Annotated in this window: 20 protein-coding genes; 1 reads left to right on the top strand and 19 read right to left on the bottom strand. The window is 44.6% G+C overall.

Translation table 11 applies throughout. The features are described from left to right. The 19 genes from ACFQPF_RS10345 to ACFQPF_RS10255 all read right to left on the bottom strand — a co-directional run bounded on the left by ACFQPF_RS10345 (position 1) and on the right by ACFQPF_RS10255 (position 22,346). Positions 1–693: a DUF881 domain-containing protein gene (locus ACFQPF_RS10345; protein ID WP_379749311.1), complete on the bottom strand. Its 693-nt coding sequence runs from the start codon at positions 691–693 to the stop codon at positions 1–3. Beyond that, the gene (locus ACFQPF_RS10340) at positions 677–1,459 is read right to left on the bottom strand and encodes a cell division protein FtsQ/DivIB (RefSeq protein WP_379749309.1); all 783 of its coding nucleotides are present in this window, start codon (positions 1,457–1,459) and stop codon (positions 677–679) included. The genes ACFQPF_RS10345 and ACFQPF_RS10340 overlap by 17 nt, the downstream gene beginning before the upstream one ends. Before the next feature lie 211 nt (positions 1,460–1,670). Next, positions 1,671–2,579, bottom strand: a complete 909-nt coding sequence (gene murB / locus ACFQPF_RS10335; RefSeq protein WP_379749686.1) for a UDP-N-acetylmuramate dehydrogenase — start codon at positions 2,577–2,579, stop codon at positions 1,671–1,673. Positions 2,580–2,818: 239 nt separating this feature from the next. After that, complete coding sequence (gene spoVE / locus ACFQPF_RS10330) at positions 2,819–3,919, bottom strand: stage V sporulation protein E (RefSeq protein WP_379749306.1); 1,101 nt, start codon at positions 3,917–3,919, stop codon at positions 2,819–2,821. A gap of 34 nt (positions 3,920–3,953) precedes the next feature. Then, a complete protein-coding gene (gene murD, locus ACFQPF_RS10325) occupies positions 3,954–5,306 on the bottom strand; it encodes a UDP-N-acetylmuramoyl-L-alanine--D-glutamate ligase (RefSeq protein WP_379749304.1) in 1,353 nt (450 codons plus the stop codon). Next, entirely contained in the window at positions 5,307–6,281 is a 975-nt protein-coding gene (gene mraY / locus ACFQPF_RS10320) for a phospho-N-acetylmuramoyl-pentapeptide-transferase (protein ID WP_379749302.1), read from the bottom strand. Then, positions 6,281–7,660 (bottom strand): UDP-N-acetylmuramoyl-tripeptide--D-alanyl-D-alanine ligase, encoded by a 1,380-nt coding sequence (locus ACFQPF_RS10315; protein ID WP_379749300.1) that lies wholly within the window; start codon positions 7,658–7,660, stop codon positions 6,281–6,283. The genes mraY and ACFQPF_RS10315 overlap by 1 nt, the downstream gene beginning before the upstream one ends. Further along, positions 7,657–9,132, bottom strand: a complete 1,476-nt coding sequence (locus tag ACFQPF_RS10310; RefSeq protein WP_379749298.1) for a UDP-N-acetylmuramoyl-L-alanyl-D-glutamate--2,6-diaminopimelate ligase — start codon at positions 9,130–9,132, stop codon at positions 7,657–7,659. Before ACFQPF_RS10310 ends, ACFQPF_RS10315 begins: the two co-directional genes overlap by 4 nt. A gap of 421 nt (positions 9,133–9,553) precedes the next feature. Beyond that, positions 9,554–11,488 carry a stage V sporulation protein D gene (locus ACFQPF_RS10305; protein WP_486599203.1) on the bottom strand — a complete coding sequence of 645 codons (1,935 nt, stop codon included), beginning with the start codon at positions 11,486–11,488 and terminating at the stop codon, positions 9,554–9,556. 66 nt (positions 11,489–11,554) lie between these two features. Continuing rightward, positions 11,555–13,738, bottom strand: a complete 2,184-nt coding sequence (locus ACFQPF_RS10300; RefSeq protein WP_379749294.1) for a penicillin-binding protein — start codon at positions 13,736–13,738, stop codon at positions 11,555–11,557. Positions 13,739–13,758: 20 nt separating this feature from the next. Then, positions 13,759–14,124, bottom strand: a complete 366-nt coding sequence (gene ftsL / locus ACFQPF_RS10295; RefSeq protein ID WP_379749292.1) for a cell division protein FtsL — start codon at positions 14,122–14,124, stop codon at positions 13,759–13,761. A 13-nt stretch (positions 14,125–14,137) separates the two neighbouring features. Further along, positions 14,138–15,070 carry a 16S rRNA (cytosine(1402)-N(4))-methyltransferase RsmH gene (rsmH, locus tag ACFQPF_RS10290; protein WP_379749290.1) on the bottom strand — a complete coding sequence of 311 codons (933 nt, stop codon included), beginning with the start codon at positions 15,068–15,070 and terminating at the stop codon, positions 14,138–14,140. A 34-nt stretch (positions 15,071–15,104) separates the two neighbouring features. After that, positions 15,105–15,536: a division/cell wall cluster transcriptional repressor MraZ gene (gene mraZ, locus ACFQPF_RS10285; RefSeq protein WP_379749288.1), complete on the bottom strand. Its 432-nt coding sequence runs from the start codon at positions 15,534–15,536 to the stop codon at positions 15,105–15,107. 122 nt (positions 15,537–15,658) lie between these two features. Next, complete coding sequence (gene bshC, locus ACFQPF_RS10280; RefSeq protein ID WP_379749286.1) at positions 15,659–17,293, bottom strand: bacillithiol biosynthesis cysteine-adding enzyme BshC; 1,635 nt, start codon at positions 17,291–17,293, stop codon at positions 15,659–15,661. Between the two features lie 80 nt (positions 17,294–17,373). Continuing rightward, on the bottom strand, positions 17,374–17,757 hold the full coding sequence (locus ACFQPF_RS10275; protein WP_379749284.1) for a DUF3397 domain-containing protein: 384 nt from the start codon (positions 17,755–17,757) through the stop codon (positions 17,374–17,376). Positions 17,758–17,764: 7 nt separating this feature from the next. After that, positions 17,765–18,658: a ketopantoate reductase family protein gene (locus tag ACFQPF_RS10270; RefSeq protein ID WP_379749282.1), complete on the bottom strand. Its 894-nt coding sequence runs from the start codon at positions 18,656–18,658 to the stop codon at positions 17,765–17,767. Between the two features lie 481 nt (positions 18,659–19,139). Further along, complete coding sequence (locus ACFQPF_RS10265; protein WP_379749280.1) at positions 19,140–20,678, bottom strand: acyl-CoA carboxylase subunit beta; 1,539 nt, start codon at positions 20,676–20,678, stop codon at positions 19,140–19,142. 95 nt (positions 20,679–20,773) lie between these two features. Then, the gene (locus tag ACFQPF_RS10260; protein WP_379749278.1) at positions 20,774–20,986 is read right to left on the bottom strand and encodes an acetyl-CoA carboxylase biotin carboxyl carrier protein subunit; all 213 of its coding nucleotides are present in this window, start codon (positions 20,984–20,986) and stop codon (positions 20,774–20,776) included. A 19-nt stretch (positions 20,987–21,005) separates the two neighbouring features. Then, positions 21,006–22,346 (bottom strand): acetyl-CoA carboxylase biotin carboxylase subunit, encoded by a 1,341-nt coding sequence (locus ACFQPF_RS10255; RefSeq protein WP_379749276.1) that lies wholly within the window; start codon positions 22,344–22,346, stop codon positions 21,006–21,008. A gap of 170 nt (positions 22,347–22,516) precedes the next feature. Here ACFQPF_RS10255 and ACFQPF_RS10250 point away from each other — a divergent pair, with 170 nt between their 5' ends. Then, on the top strand, positions 22,517–22,993 hold the full coding sequence (locus ACFQPF_RS10250) for an N-acetyltransferase (protein WP_379749274.1): 477 nt from the start codon (positions 22,517–22,519) through the stop codon (positions 22,991–22,993). The last annotated feature ends 17 nt before the right edge of the window (positions 22,994–23,010 follow it).

The following is a 23,010-nucleotide window of genomic DNA, read 5'->3' as shown; positions in this document are numbered from 1 at the left end:
TCAGCTCTCTTCTGTTAAATAAGGCTCCATTTGGATCCCGCTGTTAACGCCGACTCTCACTTGAATTCCATCATCTAACAGCTTATCTGTAATGTACAGGTTCATCGATTTCTCAAGCGTGGAGCTGTCTCCGATCGCTGATATAACAAATGGAGCCGGATACTGTGTGCCGTTGACGCTGATGACAGGTCCGATGCACGAAATAAAGGTATCATGAGAAATGCGCTGGCCGTTTACTGCAATGGCTTCCGCTCCAGAAACAAGCAGCTCATCGATCACACTTCGAACGTGCTCTTCATGGACGATATAATCGTTCGGATTCTCACCTTCTGGCATATAGGAGGCATCTGAGAGAGTAACCTCGATTCCTTCACCTTCCACTTTGACATCTCCTGTCAAAAGACGGAGTTTCGTCAGATCCTCTACCATGTTGTAAGAGGACTGCTCCTCTTTGGCCAGCTTTTTTTCTTTCTTGGCAATAGTCGTTTGCATCTCTCTCAATGAACCGGATAGTTCATGATTGGATTTTTGTATTGTAAGAATTTGATTTCTTAAAGAATCTTCCCGTTTCCATTCATTATTGCTTTCAATTGAACGGTTCTGCTTTTCTGTCATCTGATAAGAAAAAGACAGGATGAAACCTGTAACGAGAAGGATGAGGGACAAAAACAATTGCTTACCGTTCAGTCTCACTGCTGTCTCCTTTCTTCTTTTTCACATATTTTTCAAATCGGCTGCTTATCCCTATATAAAACGTGCCTTTTTCCCCGCTCTTTAACTGCTCGACCATAAGAGGATAATTGCTTAGCCTTTCACTGAAGCCATTGATCGAAATCTTTACTTCATTTCCGTCTGTCATGTAAAGTGTCACATTTCCGCTTTTCATATCTTCCTTATTCTGATGAATCTCTGATATGCGGTGAATGATTCCTTCTGGCACCGTGCGCAGTTCCTGAGCCAGTTCCTCAAGTCGATCCTTGTCCTCCCATTGCATAATAACAGGAGCATTGACTGGCCGCTCTTCTTTCTTAAGCGGCGAAAGCATAGCACCGTTCTGGAGCATAGGGTAGTAGCGGTCTTTTTGTTTTATGTAGCCGACTCTCTGGAATTCTTGCACAGTAATGGTCACTTCATTGTAAAAGGAACGCTTCACATTTGCAGAAGACACTTCATTTAATGAGGTGAGCTTGCGCTGTATCTCCTCTTCGTCTACATTCATAAACTTAGAATCAAGGCTGATTCCGCTTGCTGCGATAATTTGTTTATCGTCCACAAAGTAGTTCCCTTTAACATTTAATTTTTTAATATTGCTCATTCCAGATTGAAAATAGACGACAGCAAGGACAAGTAAAAAGAACAGAGATAAGTAGAATATGAGCCTTCTATTCGCCTTCTGTCTTCGCTGTTCCTTCAGCTTTGGAATCCGGTCTTCGATCGTTACGACCTTTAGCTTGTCCATTTTTTCACCCTCAATTTCATTTATTTCTGTAATGGGTAAAACCAGCAAGGGAATGGAATCGTTGTATATAAACAACGAAACGGCATATCAATATGCCGTTTCTGCTTTTCCTATTTATATCTTTACACTTCGCAGAATGCATCTTATGAGTTATCGTCTATCATTATAGCACGAAATAATTCTATATAGTACCAGTAATACCAAGAAAATGTCAGCTTTTGCGGCCGATAATTTCCACTTCCGTTTCAAGCTGAATGCCTTTTTCCTGCAGCACCTTCTCCTGAATCAGCGCGATCAAGTTCAACACATCATCCGCCGTTGCATCGCCAGTATTCACGATAAAATTGGCATGCATTTCTGAGATTTGGGCACCGCCAAGCGTTGTGCCTTTCAAACCAGAGGATTCAATGAGCTGTCCTGCATAATTAGGAAGCGGGTTGCGGAACACACTGCCGCAGCATGGAAAATTCCACGGCTGTGTTTGCCGGCGGTAATCTTTGTTTTTCTTTAATGAGGCCATGATCTCCTCTTTGCTTCCTTGTTCTAACACGAGGACGGCTTCGACACAAATGCCGCCTTTCTCCTGAAGGATAGACGTTCTATAGCTGAATCCAAGCTCTTCATTAGATAGCCAGCGCAATTCGCCGTCCGGGAACAGAATGAGGGCTTCCTTCACGATGTCAGCCATTTCAGCACCGTGGGCTCCTGCGTTCATAAACACAGAGCCACCTACCGATCCAGGTATGCCGCCTGCAAATTCGAGTCCTTTATAGCCTTCTCTCGCTAAAATAGTGGCTAGCGTGATAATCGAAACACCGCCGCCGACTCTAATTTCACTGCCGCTGCGTTCAATATGATTCAATCCGTCGCCTAGCTTGATCACTACTCCTTCAATGCCGCCGTCAGAAACGAGCAGGTTGGATCCTCTTCCTATCGCGCGGAATGGAACACCGCTTTCTTTAATGATCGCCATGACCACCTTCAATGACTCAGAGTTTTTTGGTTCGACGAACACATCCGCAGGTCCGCCAATTTTTAATGTTGTATGGTTTTTTAAAGGTTCATTTTCTAATACTTTACCGATATCGGCCTTCTTTAATTTTTCGGCTAATGAAGTCATCATTGCCCCTCCTTGCTGATCGATGCCTACATTATCTTATGTATCCGGGCGTCTGCCGTGAATAACACTCTGTATCGTGAAAGCTGCAGAACATAAGACAATAGTAGTATTCGAAACAGATGTTGTTTTATGTCCAAATCGTTTGGCATGCTGTAATTACAAAATAGAACCCCGCCTATTAGGCAGGGCAAGATTTAATCTATCAATAGAATAAGAGAAAACGGCGGCAAACTCAAGCTTTAATACCGTGCATAGCGGCTTATATTCAGCAAAACGCCGATCGATGCGAGCATTAAGGTCAATGAAGAGCCGCCATAGCTTAAAAACGGAAGCGTGATCCCTGTGACGGGCATTAGACCGGTTACAACACCTACATTGATCATAACCTGTATCGCGACCATTCCGATGATCCCGATCGCAAGAAAGCTGCCGAACAAATCAGGTGCTCCGAGGGCGATACGAATGCCTCTCCAAAGCAAGATGCCAAACAGCAGCAGGACGAAAACAGCTCCGATAAAACCCAGCTCCTCGGATAGGATGGCAAAGATGAAATCCGTCTGGGGTTCTGGTAGATACCCGAACTTCTGCCGGCTTTGTCCAAGACCTAGTCCGAGCAGACCACCAGGACCTAGCGCATAAAGTGACTGGATAATTTGAAACCCGCTGCCTAAAGGGTCACTCCAAGGGTCAAGAAAGGATGTAATCCGCTTCATCCGGTATGGTGCAGAGATGATAAGCGCTGCAAATCCGAGCAGTCCTATTATCCCAAGTCCGGCAAAGTGCGACACCCTTGCTCCTGCCACAAAAATCATGACAACACTCGTTCCAACCATTACTGCTCCCGTACCAAGGTCCGGCTGCAGCATAATCATGGCAAATGCCGTCATCACCAATGCAAGTGTTGGTACAAGGCCTTTCTTAAAGGAAGTGATTTTCTTTTGATGTTCAGCCAAGTATTTTGCCAAAAAGGTAATCATCGCTAATTTCATAAACTCTGATGGCTGAATGGAAAAGGCGCCTACCCCGATCCAGCTTCTCGCACCACCTCGTACCTGTCCGATTCCAGGCACAAGTACGACGATCAAAAGAAGAAAGCAGATGAGCAGAAGCACCTTTCCCCATGTTCTCCATGTCATATAGTTGATGTTCATGATAAAAAACATAGCCGCAATGCCAAGACCGGCAAAAAGCATCTGCCTTTTCGCGAAAAAGAACGCATCGTTGAATCGATATTGGCCGAGATCCGCACTTGCGCTGTATACCATAAGTATGCCGATCGACAGCAAAAGAAAAGTGGCGGAAATCAAAATAAAATCAGGAGCCGATTTTTTGGAAGGCAATGCGAACACCCCAACTCTACAATTTGTACAAACCTTACTTCAGTTTATGCACAGAGTTGATAAACATGTCCCCTCTTTGTTCAAACGACTTGTATTGGTCCCAGCTCGCACAAGCAGGGGAAAGCAGCAGCACATCCCCATCAGATGCGATGCTGAACCCTTTAGGGACTGCATCCTCCACATTATCGGCCATAATGATGGTCTCTATTCCCGCTTTACGTGCTGCCTCTTCTAATTTCTTCGCTGTCTGTCCAAAGCAGACGATCCCTTTTACTCCGGATAAAAACGGTATCATCTCATCGAAGCTATTTCCTCTGTCGAGCCCGCCTGCAAGCAGAATGACAGGAGATTGAAATGCAGACAATGCGGCGCTTGTTGCAAGAATGTTTGTCGCTTTGGAATCATTATAGATTTTCACACCCGCCACTTCGTCCACGAACTGAAGCCTGTGCTTGACACCTGTGAACGTTTTGAGCACCTCTTGTATATTCTCTCTGGATGCTCCAGCCAATTTTGCTGCACAGACAGCAGCCAGTATGTTCTCAAGATTATGTTTTCCCGGAAGTGCGATTTCGTTTACACGTATGATCTCTTCATCATAGAAATAAAGAGCACCATCCTTTACATAACCGCCTTCATTCAGTATAGAGGAAGCAGAGAAAGGGACCTTCTTCGCTTTTGACCGCAATGCTAGGGAAGAAACCTTCTCATCATCGGCGTTGTAAACGGCGTAATCTTTTTCGGTTTGATTTGCAAAGATTCTGCCTTTCGCATGGCCATAATCCTCGAAGCTGCCGTGGTAATCAAGATGCGCCTCAAACAAGTTCAAAAGGACAGCAATCCTTGGATGAAATGTCTCGGTCCCTTGAAGCTGGAAACTAGACAGCTCAGCGACAAGAATTTCCTGGTCGGTAGACTTTGCTGCCATTTCACTAAGGACGGTACCAATGTTTCCGGCAACAACAGGTTTTCTTCCGCTGCCTTCTAGCATAAGACCAGTCAATGTGGTTGTCGTTGTTTTCCCGTTAGAACCCGTAATGGCCAAAATATCAGCTTTGGCAACGATAGAGGCTATTTCTATTTCTGTCACAATAGGTATCTGGCGTCTGACCGCTTCATGAATCAAAGGATTGGAATACGGAATGCCCGGATTTTTCACGATCAAGTCAACCGGTTCGTCCAGGAGCTCGAGCGGATGGCCCCCGCAAACCGTTTTGATTTCTTTGTGCTCTAATGCTTCCGCTTCCTTATTCCCTTCTCTCGGTGAATAATCGTTAACCGTTACATATGCACCAAGGTCATGAAGAATGTTCGCTGCTGCAAATCCGCTTTTGGCAAGACCGACTACAAGAACATATTTGCCTTTATATTCTATTGATTTATTCATCTACAACCACACCTCTAGATAAATTCCTAACGAAGCAAACAAAAGACCAACAAGCCAGAACGTCATAACAACTCGCCATTCTGACCACCCGCTCAGTTCGTAGTGATGATGAAGCGGACTCATCTTGAACACACGCTTTCCTCTCAGCTTAAAGGATGTCACTTGAATCATAACGGAAAGGGTTTCAATGACAAACACTCCACCTATGATAACTAGCAATAGCTCCATCTTTGTCAGAATGGCAATGGCACTGATCGCACCACCAAGGGCGAGTGATCCTGTGTCTCCCATGAATACTTTTGCAGGGTGCGCGTTAAATACTAAAAATCCAAGGACGGCACCGACAACGGCTACGGAAAAGATCGCCGCTTCAAAATGAAGCATATTGGATGCCAAAACAGCAAACGCACCAAAGGCTATGGCAGCTGTTCCAGCTAATAGACCGTCAAGTCCATCTGTCAAGTTTACTGCATTGGACGCCCCGATCAGCATAAACAGAACAAAGATTGGATAGAACCAGCCAAGGTCGAAATCAAAATCCGTGCCTGGAACCATAATTTTAGTAGATAACCCCAAATCCGCCAATCCCCAATAAAAGAGACCGGCGATCACAAGCTGGCCAAGAAGCTTTTGCTTGGACGTCAAACCTAAATTTCTCTTCTTAACTACTTTAATAAAATCGTCCAAAAACCCGATCAATCCATATCCAAGTGTGACAAGAAGCAGCAGATGGGTTTCTGCCGTTACGGAAAAGAATTTTGCTGTCATCGCATAGGTACCTGCAACTAATGCAAGAACGATAATGATTCCGCCCATTGTAGGTGTACCCGATTTTTTCTGGTGTGATTTTGGCCCCTCATCACGTATGCTTTGGCCGAATTTCAGCCTTCTTAAAAAAGGTATAAAGAAGGGTGAACTGACAACGGCTACCAGGAAAGAAGTAAGAAGGGTAAAAAGTAAAACTTGCTCAATCATTAGTTTGTCTCCTGTTCATCTGCTGTAAATTCCCGCACTAGCGTTTCAAACGCCATGCCTCTTGATGCTTTAAATAAGACGGCGGCATGTTCTGTCATCATTTGTTTTAGTGCAGACACGGCATCTTCTTTTGCTGTGAAAGCCAAAACATCTGCATCTAAATTGACCCTGCTTTTTAATTCGTCTGCAATCCAGGCAGCTCTTGGACCTATGGTCATTACGACATCAATGTTTTCTGGAAGTTTTCTCGCCACATGCCTGTGCATATCTTCTTCCAAATTTCCTAGTTCATACATGTCTCCAAGCACGGCAATTTTTTTATTGTACCCGTCCATTCCAGCAAGTGTATGGAGCGCTGCGATCATGCTTGTTGGACTGGCATTGTAGGCATCATTGATCAAAAGTGCGCCATTCATACCGGCAGAAGTCTGAAGCCTCATGCTTGTCACCTTGAGCCGATTGAGGCCTTCGTTGATTTTATTTTCTTCGATATTTAAATAGTGGGCGACAGCAATAGCATATGCCGCATTTTTTACATTATGTTTGCCGAGCACCGGAATGCTGTATACTGTGGTCCCTTCTTCGAGCTGGAAACGATACCCATCCACACTGCTTTCAATGTTTGTGATCGAGAAGGAACTTTCCTGGCTGAAGCCGACAGAAAGGACTTGATCTCCCTTCTGATGCTGCAGCAGCGGCTCATCGCCATCAATGACAAGCAGTCCGCTCTCTTTTAAGCCATCTTTGATTTCGAGCTTCGCTTTTGCTATGCCTTCCCTGCTTCCAAGCTGCTCCATATGGCTTTCACCTATATTCGTGACGATCGCCACATCTGGTTCGGCTAATCGGCTTAAGTAGGAGATTTCTCCATATCCGCTCATTCCCATCTCAAGAATGAGCACTTCTGTATTTTCTTCCATCGTCAGAATGGTCAATGGAAGACCAATATGGTTGTTATAATTGCCCTGTGTCTTAAAGGTTTTGAAAGTAGTGGCCGCAACGCTTTCGACCATGTCCTTTACTGTCGTTTTGCCATTGCTTCCAGTGACACCGATTACAACAGGATGAACTTTTTTCAAATACCATTTAGCCAATTCGCCAAGGGCAGCAACCGTATCATCTACAAAAAGAAGGACGAATCCTTCCGGTAAACCTTCTGGAACCTTGGTGCCGCTTTTCCAAAGAGCAGCGACGGATCCTTTCTTTACGGCATCCAGCAGAAAATCATGGCCGTTAAACCGTTCTCCTACTATAGGAACGTAAAGGGATTGCGGTGCTTCCTGTCTTGTGTCTTTTGTTACAGCAGTAATGACTGTATGATCTATGTCACCTGCAATTTGTTCTGCAAGATGGGTGACGTCTTTTAATTGTATTTTCATTTTTTGATTCCTCCGATTGCGTCCATTGCGACTTTTCGATCGTCAAAATCCAGCACTTCGCTTCCGATGATCTGATACGTTTCATGGCCTTTTCCGGCGATCAATATTATATCATCCTTTTTCGCATTACTGATGGCGTATTCAATCGCTTCTTTTCTGTCAGGAATGATTCGGTACTCAGCATCCTTGTCTACGCCTTCTTCCATATCCTTTAGAATAGCCGCTGGATCTTCACTTCGCGGATTATCACTCGTAAACACGGCTTCATCGGCCAGCTGCACTGCAATTCCCGCCATGATCGGGCGCTTCGACTTATCTCTGTCTCCCCCGCAGCCAACAATGGCTGTTATCTTACCAGAAGCAAATTCTTTGATCGTACGAAGAACGTTTTCGAGACTGTCTGGAGTGTGCGAATAATCAACAATCACTGTGAAATCTTGCTCCGCATCGACTGTTTCAAATCGCCCTGGGACGCCTCTGACACTCTCAATAGAGGAAATGATTTGATCGAGTGCGATGCCTGACAAGAAACAGGCACTGATCGCAGCTAGCGCGTTGTAAACAGAGAACTTACCGATCAGGTTTAAATCAACTTTTCTTTCTTCATGACCGGGCACTTGCAATAAGAAGGATGTACCTCTCGAATTGATGGTAATATCCTTCGCCATGATGTCACTTTTGTTATCTATGCCATAGGTTAGGATCTGAGAAGGGGTAACACGTTTAAAGGCGGTAGAAGCCTGATCATCATTATTTAGAACAGCTGCTTTCATAGTGCCTTCTTTATATACATTGCCCATCTGGGAAAACAGGAGACTTTTGGCATACATATATTCATCCATGTTCCGGTGGTAATCAAGATGATCTTGAGTCAAGTTCGTGAAAACGGCAATATTAAAATCACAGCCCCTCACTCGTCCTTGATCGAGGGCATGTGATGAAACCTCCATCACGGCTGTTTTTACCCCTTCTTCTTTCATCTGGTAAAATGCTTTTTGCAAAAAGAGTGATTCTGGCGTGGTGTTTGCGACTTTATAGCTTTTACCTTTAATTTTCATATCAATGGTGCCGATCAGACCGGATGGGACGTTGGCATCACTTACTATTTTCTCAATGATATGAGAGGTGGTCGTTTTTCCGTTCGTACCCGTTATTCCGATCAAATGCATATGCTGTGTCGGGTGGCCATAGAACGAATCAGACAAAATCGCCATCGCGCGTCTCGTATCATTTACGATCACAACAGGGACTCCGGCATTGTCAACCTCTTTTTCAGCTAATATCGCCACCGCACCGTTTTGAACAGCCTGCTTCGCAAACTGGTGCCCGTCCATTGTGAACCCTTCAATACAGATGAATAGGCTGTTTTTTTGCAGCCTTCTAGAATCCATTTCTATCGAATCAATTTCAGGGTTCTCATCCTTGTTCAATGAATAATGAAGTAAGCTGCTTAGTAATGTTTTCAGTTTCATGTAGAATAGACCTTCTTCCGTCTTGGCTTTTATAGAAAACTTGGCTGACGCCTTTTTGTCAGCCTTAGTAGAACTTATACTTTATTCCTAAACTTTTTGACTGCGTCGATTTCCTTCACTGTTAAAAAGTTATATTTTCTTAAAGTATAAAGAAAACTTGGCTGACGCCTTTTTGTCAGCCTTAGTTGAACTTATACTTTATTCCTAAACTTTTTGACTGCGTCGATTTCCTTCACTGTTAAAAAGTTATATTTTCTTAAAGTATAAAGAAAACTTGGCTGACGCAAGCATTTTGCGTCAGCCTTGGGTGCTCTTATGCGTATGGTGTATGCTTAACAACTATGCCTTTTTGATCAATTGCTCGGGCATAGAAGAAGCCAAGGCCTCTTCTGCGCTTGGCTGTATATCGGCAACCTCTATTTTAATCTCCCGCTTCTTTTTTGTCACCCAAAAATAGACGAATGGATGTACCTGCCTTCACTTTTGCACCTGCTTTTGGCGATTGTTCAATAATATAGGATCCCTCACCGTACGATTTCACTTTCAAGTTATAAAACATTTGCTTTAAATCCTTCGTTTTTTTCCCAACGAGGTGGGGAACTTCTATTAGCGGTTCATCCAGCCAGGTCAATTCTTTTTCGATCTGATCCTTCCGTTTAGGCACATTCAATGCACGAAGGCTGTCATCTATAATGTTTCTCACAATCGGGGCCGCAACCACACCACCGAACTGAAGTGTTCCTTTCGGGTTGTCGATGGCGACATAAACGACGATTTGCGGATCATCTGCAGGGGCCATCCCTATAAAGGATACTATATGATTGTTCTTTAAATAAACACCGCCCTGCGCTTTCTGGGCTGTACCTGTTTTTCCGCCAACACGATAGCCATCCACGAAGGCGTTCTTTCCCGTCCCTTGAGCAACAACACTTTCAAGTGCCCGACGGACTTCCTTCGATGTTTTTTCAGAAATGACTTTCCGCTTTAATTTCGGAGTTTGCCGGCTGACAACTTTTCCGGTTATCGGATCGACAAGCTCTTTCGCAATATATGGTTCGTACAAGTACCCGCCGTTTACGGCCGCAGACACGGCAGCTACCTGCTGGATCGGCGTCACTGCTACACCTTGGCCAAATGCTGTTGTTGCCTGTTCGAGGGGTCCGACCCGATCTAGCGGAAACAAGATCCCTTTTCCCTCTCCCTGCAGGTCAATGCCTGTTTTTTCACCAAATCCGAACTGTTTTATATAGGAAAACAATTTTTTCTTGCCCAACCTCTCGCCTAACATGACGAAACCTGGGTTGCATGAATTCTGGACACCTTCGAGGAAACTCTGGCTTCCATGTCCGCCTGGTTTCCAGCATTTCAGCTTTCTTCCCGCAACAGTTATGCTGCCAGGATCATGAAAGTGGTCATTATCCAGGTCCACTTTCCCTTCTTCAAGCGCTGCGGCGAGCGTGATGATCTTAAACGTAGAACCAGGCTCATATTGTGCCCAAACTGGAAGGTTGCGGTTGTAAATCTCAGGAGCTGTATCTTGGTACTCTTCCGGATTAAAATCTGGGCGGCTAGACATAGCCAGTATCTCTCCTGTGTTCGGATTCATCGCGATGGCGATCGCTCCATCAGGGTTATATAATGCATCCGCATTATCCAGCTCGCGCTCCATGATTGTTTCCACTCTTGAATCTACCGTCAGCCTTAGGTTGTATCCGTCTTTCGGTTTTTCATATTTATCAGAGAGTGACGGCATCCTTCTTCCTCTCGCATCAGAAAAGAAAGAGACATGGCCTTTTTCACCGCTCAACTGTTTATCATAATACAGTTCAAGCCCTGTCAGCCCTTGATTGTCTATGCCCGCAAACCCGAGAACATGAGATAAATAAGAACCGTTCGGGTAGTGGCGCTTGCTGTCTTCTGCTACGAACACACCCGGCAGATCCAGGCTTCTCACTTCATTTGCCTTTTCGTTGCTGATTTTTCTTCCGCCAGGATAAATTTTTACCATAGATTCTTTTTCGGTGATTTTTTTATAAACAGCGGTTTTCGAAACGCCAAGGACGGCTGCCAGCTGCTCAGCTGTATCGTTGGCGTCGGCCACTTGTCGCGGCACAACATATACAGTCGGTGCACTGATGTTCACCGCCAGCGGCACATCGTTGCGGTCGACAATCTTTCCGCGCTTCGGCTCAAACGGGATGTTCCGGCTCCATGAATCAAGTGCTCTCCCTGTGAGCATATCTCCTTGAACAAACTGGACATATCCTAATCTGACACTGATGATAAAGAAAAAGGACAGCCCGAATACAAGGGCAAAAATAAGACGCCTGCGTACAGTTACATTTGAAACGCGCACATACATGACCTCCCTCATATGGCTCGTAACAAATATATGCTTGTACACAGGCGTCTAGAACGCTTGTCAGTCGGTGACCTTTAAACCTTCTTCCGCGCTTTTGTCAGCAGGATCTTTCGGTGCTCCTGCCGGCTTCAGCTGAACGACAAGAAAATCGCCTTTTTTTACAATAGAGTCTTTCTTGATATTTTGCTTCGATACAAATCCGCTGCCTGTCACTGTTTCTTTCAAGGAAAGAAGACTGGACAGCCTTAAAATATCCATGTAAGACCATCCGTTTAAGTTTGGCATTTTCACTGTTCCGCCTGTAAAGAGGATTACCCTCTCCCCTTTAAGCAGCTTAGCCCCTTCATAAGGTTCTTGTGAAACGACTGAACTGCCGTCTCCAAGTACTACAGGCTGATAGCCAGCATTTTTAAGTTTTCCTGCCGCTTCTTCCGCGTTTTCTCCAATGAGACTGGAAAGCGCGCTGCCATGCTCCTTAAGCGACTTCTCTTTCGGAGCAAGCTTAGCTTCTTCTGGAACTATATTTAAATATTGCAGGCTGCTCTTCATAACAGAAGTGAAAATGTTTGCTACCGGAGTATAGCCCATTTCGGGATACTTGATGCTTGGTCTGTCAACCGCTACGTACATGAGAAGCCGCGGATTATCTTTAGGCACCATTCCCAAAAATGAGAAAATATTCTCTCCCCACCCATGCAAGTACATGCCGGTTTTTTCATCGGTCACCTGAGCGGTTCCAGTCTTGCCTGCGACCGAGTATCCTTCGATGGCATAAGGCCTTCCTGTTCCGTTGACGACTACCTTTTCTAAGATATCCCGTGTCTGTTTGGCTGTCGCCTCAGAGATGGGACGGCCAGCGATTAACGGTTCATGATCCTCCATGATTTGGCCTGTTTTCGGATCTGTAATTTTTTCAATCACATATGGCTTCATCATTTTGCCGCCGTTAGCTATCGCTGTAGCAGCCTGAATTTGCTGTATAGGCGTAACCGTCGTCCCTTGTCCGAAAGCAGTTGTAACTTTTTCAATTTCAAAATTATACAGCACTTTCCCGCTCGCTTCTTTCGGCAGGTCTATGCCCGTTTCTTTGTCGAGACCGAATTTAGACAAATACGATCTCAGCCTCTCATATCCTAGCTTTTCACGGGCAAGGATAGAAAATGCTACGTTAGATGAATTTTCCACACCTTTATCAAAGGTGATGGATCCCCATCCCGTTCGGTTATGGTCATAAATGGGCCTGCTTATTTTAGGAAGCTTATAAGATCCTGATTGGAATGACGCGTTGCCGTTATACACCTTTTCTTCGATCGCTGCGGCGAGCGTGAAGATTTTCATCGTCGAACCTGGTTCATACGCAGATGAAATAGCATAGTTGGTATAGTTGGTAATATCTTTTTTATTCGGATTGAACGAAGGCCTCGAACTCATGGCCAGAATCTTACCTGTTTTCGGATCAGCTACGATCCCAACTATCCGTTTAGGCTTATATTTCTTATCAGCCTGGCTCATTGCTTGATCCAGGTACATCTGAATCTTTTCATCGAGCGTTAGATGAATATCCAGTCCGTTTTTAGGCGGAACAATTTTCTCTTTGGAATCTGGCAGCTCATTGCTGTAACGGTCACCCATGAACGTGATGCGTCCATCCTTTTCTCCTAGGTGTTTTTCGAGACTTTTCTCTAGCCCCATAAGCCCGGTACGCTCATGAGCATCATTCACCCCAGTAAACCCAATAACATGAGAAGCAAAGTCTTGGTTCGGATAATACCTTTTGGAACCTCTGTCGAAGCTGATTCCGGCAATCTTCAATGCTTCAATCTTTTCCTTTTTGCTGTGTGAGATGTTTCGGCCAGCCGGAATTTCAACTTGGAAGACGTTGTCCTTTTTTAAAAGCGTTTCTAGATTTTCTTTATCTGTATCAAGGATAGGCGCGAGCTTTTTTGCTGCTTCTTCAGGGTCTTTAACATGAACAGGATAATCCTTTTTTAAAATCGCAATGACGGTATAGGCTGGGATGTCCTGTGCCAATGGCTCACCGCTGCGGTCATAAATGTTCCCTCGTTTCGCCGACAAAATATCACTTTTAATCCATTTTTGTTTGCCGTATTCAATGAGGTCTACTCCCTCTGCACTGCCTGTATAGGTGACGAAAAAGAATTTCCCCGTTAAAACAGAAAAAAGCAAGATAAAGATTAAACTCAAAAATCTTGCTCCGCTATTGATTCGTTTATTTTTTTTCATAGAACACACCTTGCCGCCGGTTAATTCTGTACGACCTTAACATTTTTATCATCTAGTTTAAAGCCTTGTTCCTTTGCAATCTTGAACATTCTTTCTGGTGCACTCAGCTCTGTTACCTGAAGCTTATAATCTTCTGTTTTCTTGGTTTCAAGGGCAATCTTCTGTTCTAACTTCTGGTTGCTCAATGCACTGCTATAGATGGAAGCATAGTTAGCGATGATCCAGACTGCTCCAGCAAGCAGGATCACGGCCGCTGACACCCAAAGGATTTTCTCACCCTTCGTCACTCCTCTTGTTTGCACCGTGGGGCTGATTAACGGGCGTTTGGACGGCTTTGGCATCATCTGTTGATTCTGTCTTTGCACTTCGTAAGCTAAGTTGCTCATTTTCTTCTCTCCTTTACTTTTGTTTTTCAGCTACTCTTAGTTTCGCCGACCGAGAACGTCGGTTATCATCTACTTCTTGATCACTTGGCAAGATTGGTTTTCTTGTTATGAGCTTAAGTGTCGGCTTGTATTCTTCTGGAATGATCGGCAGTCCCGGTGGAAGTTCTGGTCCTGTGCTTTCTTTTTTCAGAATCGTCTTACACGCTCTGTCCTCAAGAGAATGGAACGTGATGACAGCAATTCTTCCGCCCTTTTTTAGGATGTCAATCGAGTCCTTCAGCGCTTCTTCAAATGCGTTCAATTCGTCATTGACAGCAATGCGTATCGCTTGGAACGTACGCTTTGCCGGATGTCCGCCTGTACGCCTAGCAGGAGCTGGAATCGCCTCTTTAATAATTTCCACAAGCTCACCAGTCGTTTCAATAGATTTTTTCGTTCTGTGAGCCTCAATCTTACGGGCAATCTGCTTAGAGAATTTCTCTTCGCCATATTGCCAAAAGATTCTTGTCAATTTTTCAAACGGCCATTCGTTCACGACTTCATGTGCTGAAAGCGGTGCCGTCTGATCCATCCTCATATCCAGTGGTGCGTCATGCTGATAGCTGAAACCTCTGTCTGCTTCATCAAGCTGAGGAGAAGAAACACCCAGATCGAACAAGACACCGTCTACCTTTGTAACGCCAAGATGCTCTAGTTCTTCTTTTATGTAGCGGAAATTGCTGCGAATGATGGTGAATTTCCCTTCATGCGCCGAAAGCATTTCCTTCGCGTTTTCAATCGCTTTATCATCTTGATCAAAAGCATAAAGATGCCCAGTTGTCAGCTTGGACAAGATGAGTGCTGAATGGCCTGCGCCGCCCAGTGTGCAATCAACGTAAATGCCATCAGGCTTTACATCAAGTGCATCAACAGATTCTTTAAGAAGTACCGTTATATGGTCAAACAATTACAAAATCCTTTCTTATAGCGAGACTAAGGTGCTAAAGGTCAAAATCCAGCAGGCTCTCAGCAATTTCGCCAAAAGACTGTTCTGATTCTGAGAAGTAGCCTTCCCATTTTGCTTTGCTCCAAATCTCTATTCTATTCGACACGCCAATGACTATGCAATCTTTTTCGAGTTTGGCATAGTCCCGCAGTGTGGGAGCTATATTTACTCTCCCCTGTTTGTCAAGCTGGCATTCGGTGGCTCCAGAAAAGAAGAAACGGGTAAATGCCCGCGCATCTTTCTTTGTAAAGGGTAGGCTTTTAAGCTTCTGCTCGATTATTTTCCATTCTTCAAGAGGATAGCCGAATACACATTCATCCAGGCCTCTTGTCAAAATAAACGTAGAACCGAGCTCTTCTCTAAATTTAGCGGGGATGATCATACGTCCTTTTTCATCGATGTTGTGCTGATGCTCTCCCATGAACATATGAATCCACCACCTTCTACCCTAAATCTACCACATCACTCCACTTTCCACCACTTAAAATTAGTATTCGTCTGAAATGAAGAAAATCCTTCTGTCAATCAGAAGGATTTTCAAAAAATATATTAAGTGGAATGCATCCATATCCATTTATGTTTACCGTTAAATTCCAACGTTTCACTTAAAAGCTTTCTCGGAAAATCTGGGCCGTAGCGGTTGATCATCTCGTAAGGAGAAAACACTCGTTCCTGCAGCACTCCGTCTGGCTTTAGCTGAAGTTCTAAATTTTGCAGGATGGAAAGAGGGCTCTTCACCTTCTTCCGTAATCGATGCTCCATCTTTCTTTGCAGATAAGCGATTTCTCTTAATATGCGCTCTTGATTATACAGGCTTACGTGCTCTAAGTCAGGATTGATGCTCACAGCCATCTTCCGAATCGCTTCATGGCCCTCCAGTATCTGCGCGGTGGCTGCCTGAAGTACATCCTCGTAATAGTCTGGTTTCTGCGAACTGACAACCTTCGCCCTTTCCTTTGAAAGTCCGGATGCGATCAAACTTTCTGGAGTTATCCCGAGCCCGGTTAGATCATCCATTTCTTTTTGCCCGGCAATCGTGAATGACAGCCTCGGAACGACCGGAGGCAGCTTCCTCCCGAATATATGGAACACGTTTTTTAACGCGGCCCAGTAAGCGATCTCCCCAGGACCCGCAATAAATGATAACACAGGAAGCATCCATTCTTGCATGAGCGGCCGTGTAACAACATTATTGCTCAGTTTCTCAGGTTCATGTTCAGCCAGTTCCTTCAGCTTTTCTACGGAAAATGACAATTCCCCATCCTTGGACTTAATCATTCCCTCTTTATCACGGTAAAGCAAGCTTCTCTTGTCTTTATCATAATAAAAAAGGTGAGTGCTGCCATCCTGCACATCGATAGGAGCAGGAAAGCCCGAACACTCTAGTTCATGTATGCCTGAAGCGAACGCTTCATGGATGCGTTCATTTTCCTCTGTCAGAACGGCGGTGAAGGATGATTGCATCTTTTTAAAATCATGATCACCCGAATCTAAGAGCAACAAACCTTCTTCACCGAAAAGCCTTCCCATGCAGTGCGCAAAAAACTCAACGAACGTGCGGCTTTTATTGGCATCATGCTTTAAGGACAGCAAAAGATCTTTCGTATAAGGTGTTTCGCCAAAAGAGCGGATCACCGAATCGATGAGCGCATCCACTTCCTGATGATTCAGCTTGAAGTGGCTTGCCGGACTTTGAGACAGGCCAGTCTGCTTGAGCGGCTTCTTTTTGAGCACTCCGCCTTCTCTGACGAAAACATGATTGATTTCATCTAAATCGTGATCTTCTCCCGCGATCCAAAAGACAGGGGCAACAGGAATGCCCAGCTCATCCTCCGCTTTTTTTGCATAAAGAATAACGCTGATTGCTTTGTAGAGGGCGAGCAGCGGACCAGTCATGAACCCTGCCTGCTGTCCGCCGACAACGGCCAACCCTTTCGGATGTTTTATTTTTTCAATGGAACGTGCCGTATGCTCAGTATAAAAAAATCGTTTGTTAAAACGTTCAAAATAAGACGCCAACGGCTCTCTCGGATAGGTAAGTGCATGAAGTTCATCCATCCTGTTTTTCAAGGTATCTCTGCTTTTGTAATCATAATCAAAAAATGATGTGGCTATAGGATCATCTGCAAGGTATGCAGCTGTAAAGTGCTGTTTTTCTGGAATGTTCAATTCCTGGATTTTCATTTGCCGGGACTCCCTTTCTCTATGTAACCGTGCGATAAGAGTATAGCAGAGAACCAAGCCTCACAGAAAATAATCTGCTTTCACACCGTGTTGATGCGGTCTATTATGCCATACACAATCAAGCAGGCATAAGCAGCGGAAAGGATTAAAAACTGGAGCCTCCAGTTAATTTTCAGAAGTTTCCAAGCTGTAATTTCCTTCTCCATCTTCCACAAAACGATGCTTACTCCTATACACCCGATCAAAAAAGCGAGCAGCATCCCCCAAACGAACGGTTTATGAAAGATTTCTACATTTAAACGGTAAACCGACAAAAACAGTACAAATGTCGTAGCGTCACGTGCTGCAACAGCTGGTCTTCTATGTTTTTTCGTCCTTCTCTTCATAAAAGCATGAACGATCATGTACAGCAAAAATGGAGCTGCTGCAAAAATGCCGAGCACTCCTCCTGCAAATGTGGCCACGATGAAATCAGCCCTCCCATTCCATTCCTTTTATCCCCTCAAATACCATCACTGTAGCAGGTGTTTGAATTCCTTCTTGTCTAGCTATTTCTATTATGTAACCGCTGATGCTTTCAATCTCTGACTTTCGCTTTGATTCAATATCTCGAAGCATAGAAGATCGATTATCACTTGTATTTCGGCAAATTCTATATAAATCCTCTAAAAGCCTCTCTTTATGCTCCACCATCCCGAGCACGCAAACGGCCTCTTTAAACAATTCTTTCATGATCCATCTAAAATGCGGGTTCTCCAAGAGCTTGCCGTTTCTTACTCTAAAGAGTGCCGTGACAGGATTAATAGAAGCGTTAATGATCAGTTTCTCTGAGAGCATAGGTAAATAATCATCCAATATCTCGATTATGGATTTCCCCCCAAATAATTCTCGCCATGGATTATCACCTTTCAATGATACAGGAGCTAGCCTTAACCGCCCTACACCGGTATGACGTACCGTTCTTTCCCCTTCTTTCCATACACCGTGTTCTGCGACACCAGCCCATACTGTGCGTCCAGCATCCGCCAGCTGGTTCATCATTCGAACATGTGACATGCCATTTTGAAGAAATAAAAACGTTTTTCCTTTAGTTCTTTGATCGAAGAACATATCTTGAAGCGCGTGCAATGATGGCTGCTTGACACACACCATCATTACGTCTTCGGTATACTTCATCTCAGAAATGGGCAGCGCTTTAAGCGATATGGTTTCGGTTACCTCTTTTCTATATAACAGCCCTTTTTCTCTTAATAAAGCGGCCTGCTGCACGGTACGGCAATACACGACAGAAGCTATCCCGTTTTTGCTGAGAAGACTAGCAGTTAGAAGCCCGATAGCCCCTCCCCCAATAATCGCCACTTTCATGGTACTATTTCTCCTTCCTCAAACCTTTAATTATATTATAGGGTTATTTTCTCGTTAGGAAAACTTGGCTGACGTCATGATGTTAAGTCAGCCTTAGTTGCTCTTATACTTCATTCCTAAACTTTTTGACTGCGTCGACTTCCTCCTCTGATAAAAAGTTATACTTTCCTGAAGTGTTAGGAAAACTTGGCTGACGTCATGATTTTAAGTCAGCCTTAGTTGCTCTTATACTTCATTCCTAAACTTTTTGACTGCGTCGACTTCCTCCTCTGATAAAAAGTTATACTTTCGTGAAGTGTTAGGAAAACTTGGCTGACGTCATGATTTTAAGTCAGCCTTATGGATGTTTTATTATCCTTTAGCAGAAGACAAATCAGAAGCGAAAACAAGGGAACTCTCATGACAAAACATGTGAGTTCCCTTGCCTATAAATGGTTTAGCAATCATAATGCTGTTTTTCATATGTTTGAATGGCAACGGTTTACACCGGATAGACAGGATGCTTTCTTTCGCTGAATACCATATCCTTCGATTCATACAGTGATAGACGGCCGATTAATGCGTCTCTTAAAGAAGAGGCCTGGACGATATCATCGATGATCATTTCTGATGCTAACTTGTAAATATCAATATGTTCTTTATATTCTTGGTGTTTTTGCTGGACAAACTGTAATCGTTCTTTCGGATCCTCAATTTCATTAATCTTATTCGAGTAAACCGCATTCACAGCCGCTTCTGGTCCCATTACAGCAATCTGCGCTGTCGGCAACGCGATACAGCAATCGGGTTCAAAAGCTGGACCTGCCATCGCATACAGTCCCGCACCATAGGCTTTACGGACTATAACCGAAATTTTCGGAACCGTTACATCACTCATTGCCGCAATCAGCTTGGCACCATGCCGGATGATGCCGGCGCGTTCCACTTTCGTTCCAATCATGAAGCCAGGTACATCTGCCAAGAAGATGACAGGAATCGAGAATGCATCGCAAAGTGTGATAAATCGAGCTGCTTTGTCTGCTGAATCAACGAACAGCACGCCCCCCTTCACTTTCGGCTGGTTAGCGATCAGGCCGACAACTCTGCCGCTGATGCGCGCGAAGCCTGTCACGATTTCTTGCGCAAATAGCTTCTTCATCTCGAAGAAACTGTCTTCATCCACTAGCCTGTCAATGAATTCATACATATCAAAAGGAACGTTCTGGTTTTCCGGTACGATTGCTTCTAAATCTCGGCCCTCTATTGGCTCCCGGCTTTCAACGACTTTCGGCTTCTCTTTATAGTTAGCTGGGAAATAGCTTAAATACTTCCGAGCCTCTTGGATTGCTTTTTCCTCTGAGAGTGCGAGCACATCTCCGCAGCCGCTGACAGAACAATGCATGCGGGCTCCGCCCATCTCCTCGAGCGTCACCTTTTCGCCAATCACCTTCTCCGCCATGCGAGGTGAGCCAAGATACATGGAAGCGTTCTGATCAACCATGATCACATTATCACAGAATGCCGGAATATAAGCCCCGCCAGCCGCTGATGGTCCGAACAGAATGCACACCTGCGGAATCATTCCGGACATCTTTACTTGATTGTAAAAGATTTTCCCAGCGCCTCTTCTATTCGGAAACATATCAATTTGATCGGTGATCCGGGCACCCGCAGAATCAACAAGATACAGCATAGGAACCTTCAGCTTTTGTGCTGTTTCCTGAATACGGATGATTTTCTCAACGGTCCTTGCGCCCCAGCTCCCTGCTTTTACCGTTGAATCGTTCGCCATCACACATACCGTCTGTCCATTCACTTTTCCGACCGCTGTCACAACACCATCTGCCGGCAGGCCATCTGCTTGGTTATTGGCGAACAATGCATCCTCAGCGCTGTATTCCCCTGAATCAAATAATCGTTCCAGTCGTTCTCTAACGAACAGTTTATTTTGAGCCGCGTTCTTTTCATGATACTTAGCCGCTCCGCCAGCGGTAATGGTTTCCAGCTTCTCTTTCAGACGTTCATCCAGCTTCACAGTCATGATAACCCTCCGTCTAGTAAATTGAGCGCCCGCTCAGAATACAGGCATTTCTTGATGACTCGCCCTCCGTAAGGCTGCGCACGCAAATCACAGTCTTATGATAAAACAGCCAGCACGTCTCCTTCGTTTACGAAATCACCAGGAGCCACCTTTAATTCTGCCACGGTACCCGCATCAGGGGCTTCCATCGGGATCTCCATTTTCATAGACTCCAAAATGATAACACTTTGACCTGCTTCTACCGTGTCACCTTCTGCCACTAATACTTGCCAAACTGTTCCTGCCATAGATGCTGTAATTTCTTTCATGATATTCTCTCCTCTTTTTCTACTGTTTCGAAGGCTGTTTCGCCAAAAACGATGTTGTATAGTTCCCTTCACAGAAATTCTCATCACTCAGAATACGCTGAAACAAAGGGGCGTTTGTTTTAAGGCCTTCAATGGTCAGCTCATTAAAGAAGGTACGCGCTTCTTTAATGACAGATTCCCTATTGGAATCGCTTACAATTATTTTCGCAATCATCGGATCATAGAAAGGAGTGACCGCATTCCCCTCTTTGTAGCCGCTGTCAATTCGCACGTTATTGGCAGAAGGTATGTTTAAAATAGTGATCTTCCCTGGTGATGGCATGAAGGTAACAGGATCTTCCGCATACAGCCTGAACTCCATCGAGTGTCCAGTTGACACGATTTCATCCTGAACCAATGATAATGGCTTCCCGTCTGCTACATCCAGCTGCCAGGCGACGAGGTCAATTCCGGTAATCATCTCCGTTACCGGATGCTCGACCTGCAGTCTCGTGTTCATTTCAAGGAAAAAGAAATCCCCGTTCTCGCTCACAACAAATTCAACTGTTCCTGCATTCGTATAATTCACTGCTTTAGCAGCAAGTACAGCAGCCTCAGTTATCTTCTTTCTTAGCTCAGCGGTTAAGAACGGTGAAGGTGTTTCTTCAATTACTTTTTGGTTGCGCCTTTGTACACTGCAGTCACGCTCATACAAATGCACAACGTTTCCATGAACATCTCCAAAAATTTGGACTTCAATATGACGAGCGTTCTCAATGTATTTCTCGATGAACATGGCGCCATTCCCAAAATAAGATAGCGCTCTCTGCTGGCTGGAAGCAAAATGCTGAAGAAGCATCTTTTCGTTATCGCATTTGATCATTCCGATGCCGCCACCGCCTCCGCTCGCTTTCAGCATGACCGGATATCCGATCGATGCGGCAATTTTCACGCCTTCTTCCACGTCTGCTACCGGATCAATCGTTCCGGGCACAACCGGAACCCCTGCCTCGAGCATGGTTTTGCGTGCGACGATCTTATCACCCATTTTCTCGACGGTTCTCCAGTCGGGACCAATAAACTTAATGCCCGCTTCTTCTATCTTTCTAGCAAACTCTGCGTTTTCAGAAAGAAGCCCATAACCTGGATGTACAGCGTCCGCACCTTCATTTATCGCGATTTCAATCAACTTATCACTGTTTAAATAAGACTTTGCGACAGGCGGTTCACCAATTCTGAAGGCTCGATCTGCCTCGCTTACAAATGGAAGCTCTGCATCTGCATCCGAGTAGACGGCAATCGTTTCAATCCCGCGTTCTTTACAAGTTTTAATAATTCTTGAAGCGATTTCACCGCGATTAGCAATCAATACTCTTTTCATCCTATCTCCTCCTCCCTGCTGTTCCCTATCCGTTTTTCGACAACCGCTGCAACGATTCCTTTTTTTCTGACGCGAAATGAAATGAATATTTCATTTTTAAAGAATTTTTCGCCTTTTTATTATATACTATTGTTATAGATACGAGAACATTTAACAGGGGGGCACAACAGATGCAGTACGAAGTGAAAAGACTGGTCGTGAATTATAAAACCCTTGAGGAGTTTAAACAGTTCAAGGAATATGGCATACAAGAACTGTCCATGCTAGAGGATCTTCAAGATAACATTATCGAAAATGACAGCGAATCCCCGTTTTACGGAATATATTATGGTGACAGACTGGCAGCGAGAATGAGCTTATATAAGATTGAATCCGCTTACGACAAATTTTTTGAACCTAGCAAAGGATATCTTGAATTATGGAAACTTGAAGTTCTTCCTCAGTACAAAGGTAAAGGTATGGGGCGTGCACTCGTTGAGTATGCGAAGAGCTTGGATTTGCCAGTAAAAACGAACGGACGCCAGCAATCGAGCGGTTTTTGGGAAAAGATGGGGTTCGAACCCGCTTCTTACGTGGAAGAAAGAGACAGAGGCGAGAATCCTTATGTCTGGTATCCAAAAGGCGTAAGCGAACAGCGCTTGGCGTGAACCTTATCAATGACAAA

This window comes from Fictibacillus iocasae, assembly GCF_042665465.1.
GTDB lineage: Bacteria > Bacillota > Bacilli > Bacillales > Fictibacillaceae > Fictibacillus > Fictibacillus iocasae.
This window is presented reverse-complemented; position numbering and strand designations above follow the sequence as displayed.

Excerpts from the sequence above, each read along its gene's own strand:
- ACFQPF_RS10340 (WP_379749309.1), bottom strand. The coding sequence starts at position 1,459 with ATGGACAAGCTAAAGGTCGTAACGATCGAAGACCGGATTCCAAAGCTG.
- murB (WP_379749686.1), bottom strand. The coding sequence starts at position 2,579 with ATGACTTCATTAGCCGAAAAATTAAAGAAGGCCGATATCGGTAAAGTA.
- murD (WP_379749304.1), bottom strand. The coding sequence starts at position 5,306 with ATGAATAAATCAATAGAATATAAAGGCAAATATGTTCTTGTAGTCGGT.
- mraY (WP_379749302.1), bottom strand. The coding sequence starts at position 6,281 with ATGATTGAGCAAGTTTTACTTTTTACCCTTCTTACTTCTTTCCTGGTA.
- ACFQPF_RS10315 (WP_379749300.1), bottom strand. The coding sequence starts at position 7,660 with ATGAAAATACAATTAAAAGACGTCACCCATCTTGCAGAACAAATTGCA.
- ACFQPF_RS10310 (WP_379749298.1), bottom strand. The coding sequence starts at position 9,132 with ATGAAACTGAAAACATTACTAAGCAGCTTACTTCATTATTCATTGAAC.
- ACFQPF_RS10300 (WP_379749294.1), bottom strand. The coding sequence starts at position 13,738 with ATGAAAAAAAATAAACGAATCAATAGCGGAGCAAGATTTTTGAGTTTA.
- ftsL (WP_379749292.1), bottom strand. The coding sequence starts at position 14,124 with ATGAGCAACTTAGCTTACGAAGTGCAAAGACAGAATCAACAGATGATG.
- mraZ (WP_379749288.1), bottom strand. The coding sequence starts at position 15,536 with ATGTTCATGGGAGAGCATCAGCACAACATCGATGAAAAAGGACGTATG.
- bshC (WP_379749286.1), bottom strand. The coding sequence starts at position 17,293 with ATGAAAATCCAGGAATTGAACATTCCAGAAAAACAGCACTTTACAGCT.
- ACFQPF_RS10270 (WP_379749282.1), bottom strand. The coding sequence starts at position 18,658 with ATGAAAGTGGCGATTATTGGGGGAGGGGCTATCGGGCTTCTAACTGCT.
- ACFQPF_RS10265 (WP_379749280.1), bottom strand. The coding sequence starts at position 20,678 with ATGACTGTGAAGCTGGATGAACGTCTGAAAGAGAAGCTGGAAACCATT.
- ACFQPF_RS10260 (WP_379749278.1), bottom strand. The coding sequence starts at position 20,986 with ATGAAAGAAATTACAGCATCTATGGCAGGAACAGTTTGGCAAGTATTA.
- ACFQPF_RS10255 (WP_379749276.1), bottom strand. The coding sequence starts at position 22,346 with ATGAAAAGAGTATTGATTGCTAATCGCGGTGAAATCGCTTCAAGAATT.
- ACFQPF_RS10250 (WP_379749274.1), top strand. The coding sequence starts at position 22,517 with ATGCAGTACGAAGTGAAAAGACTGGTCGTGAATTATAAAACCCTTGAG.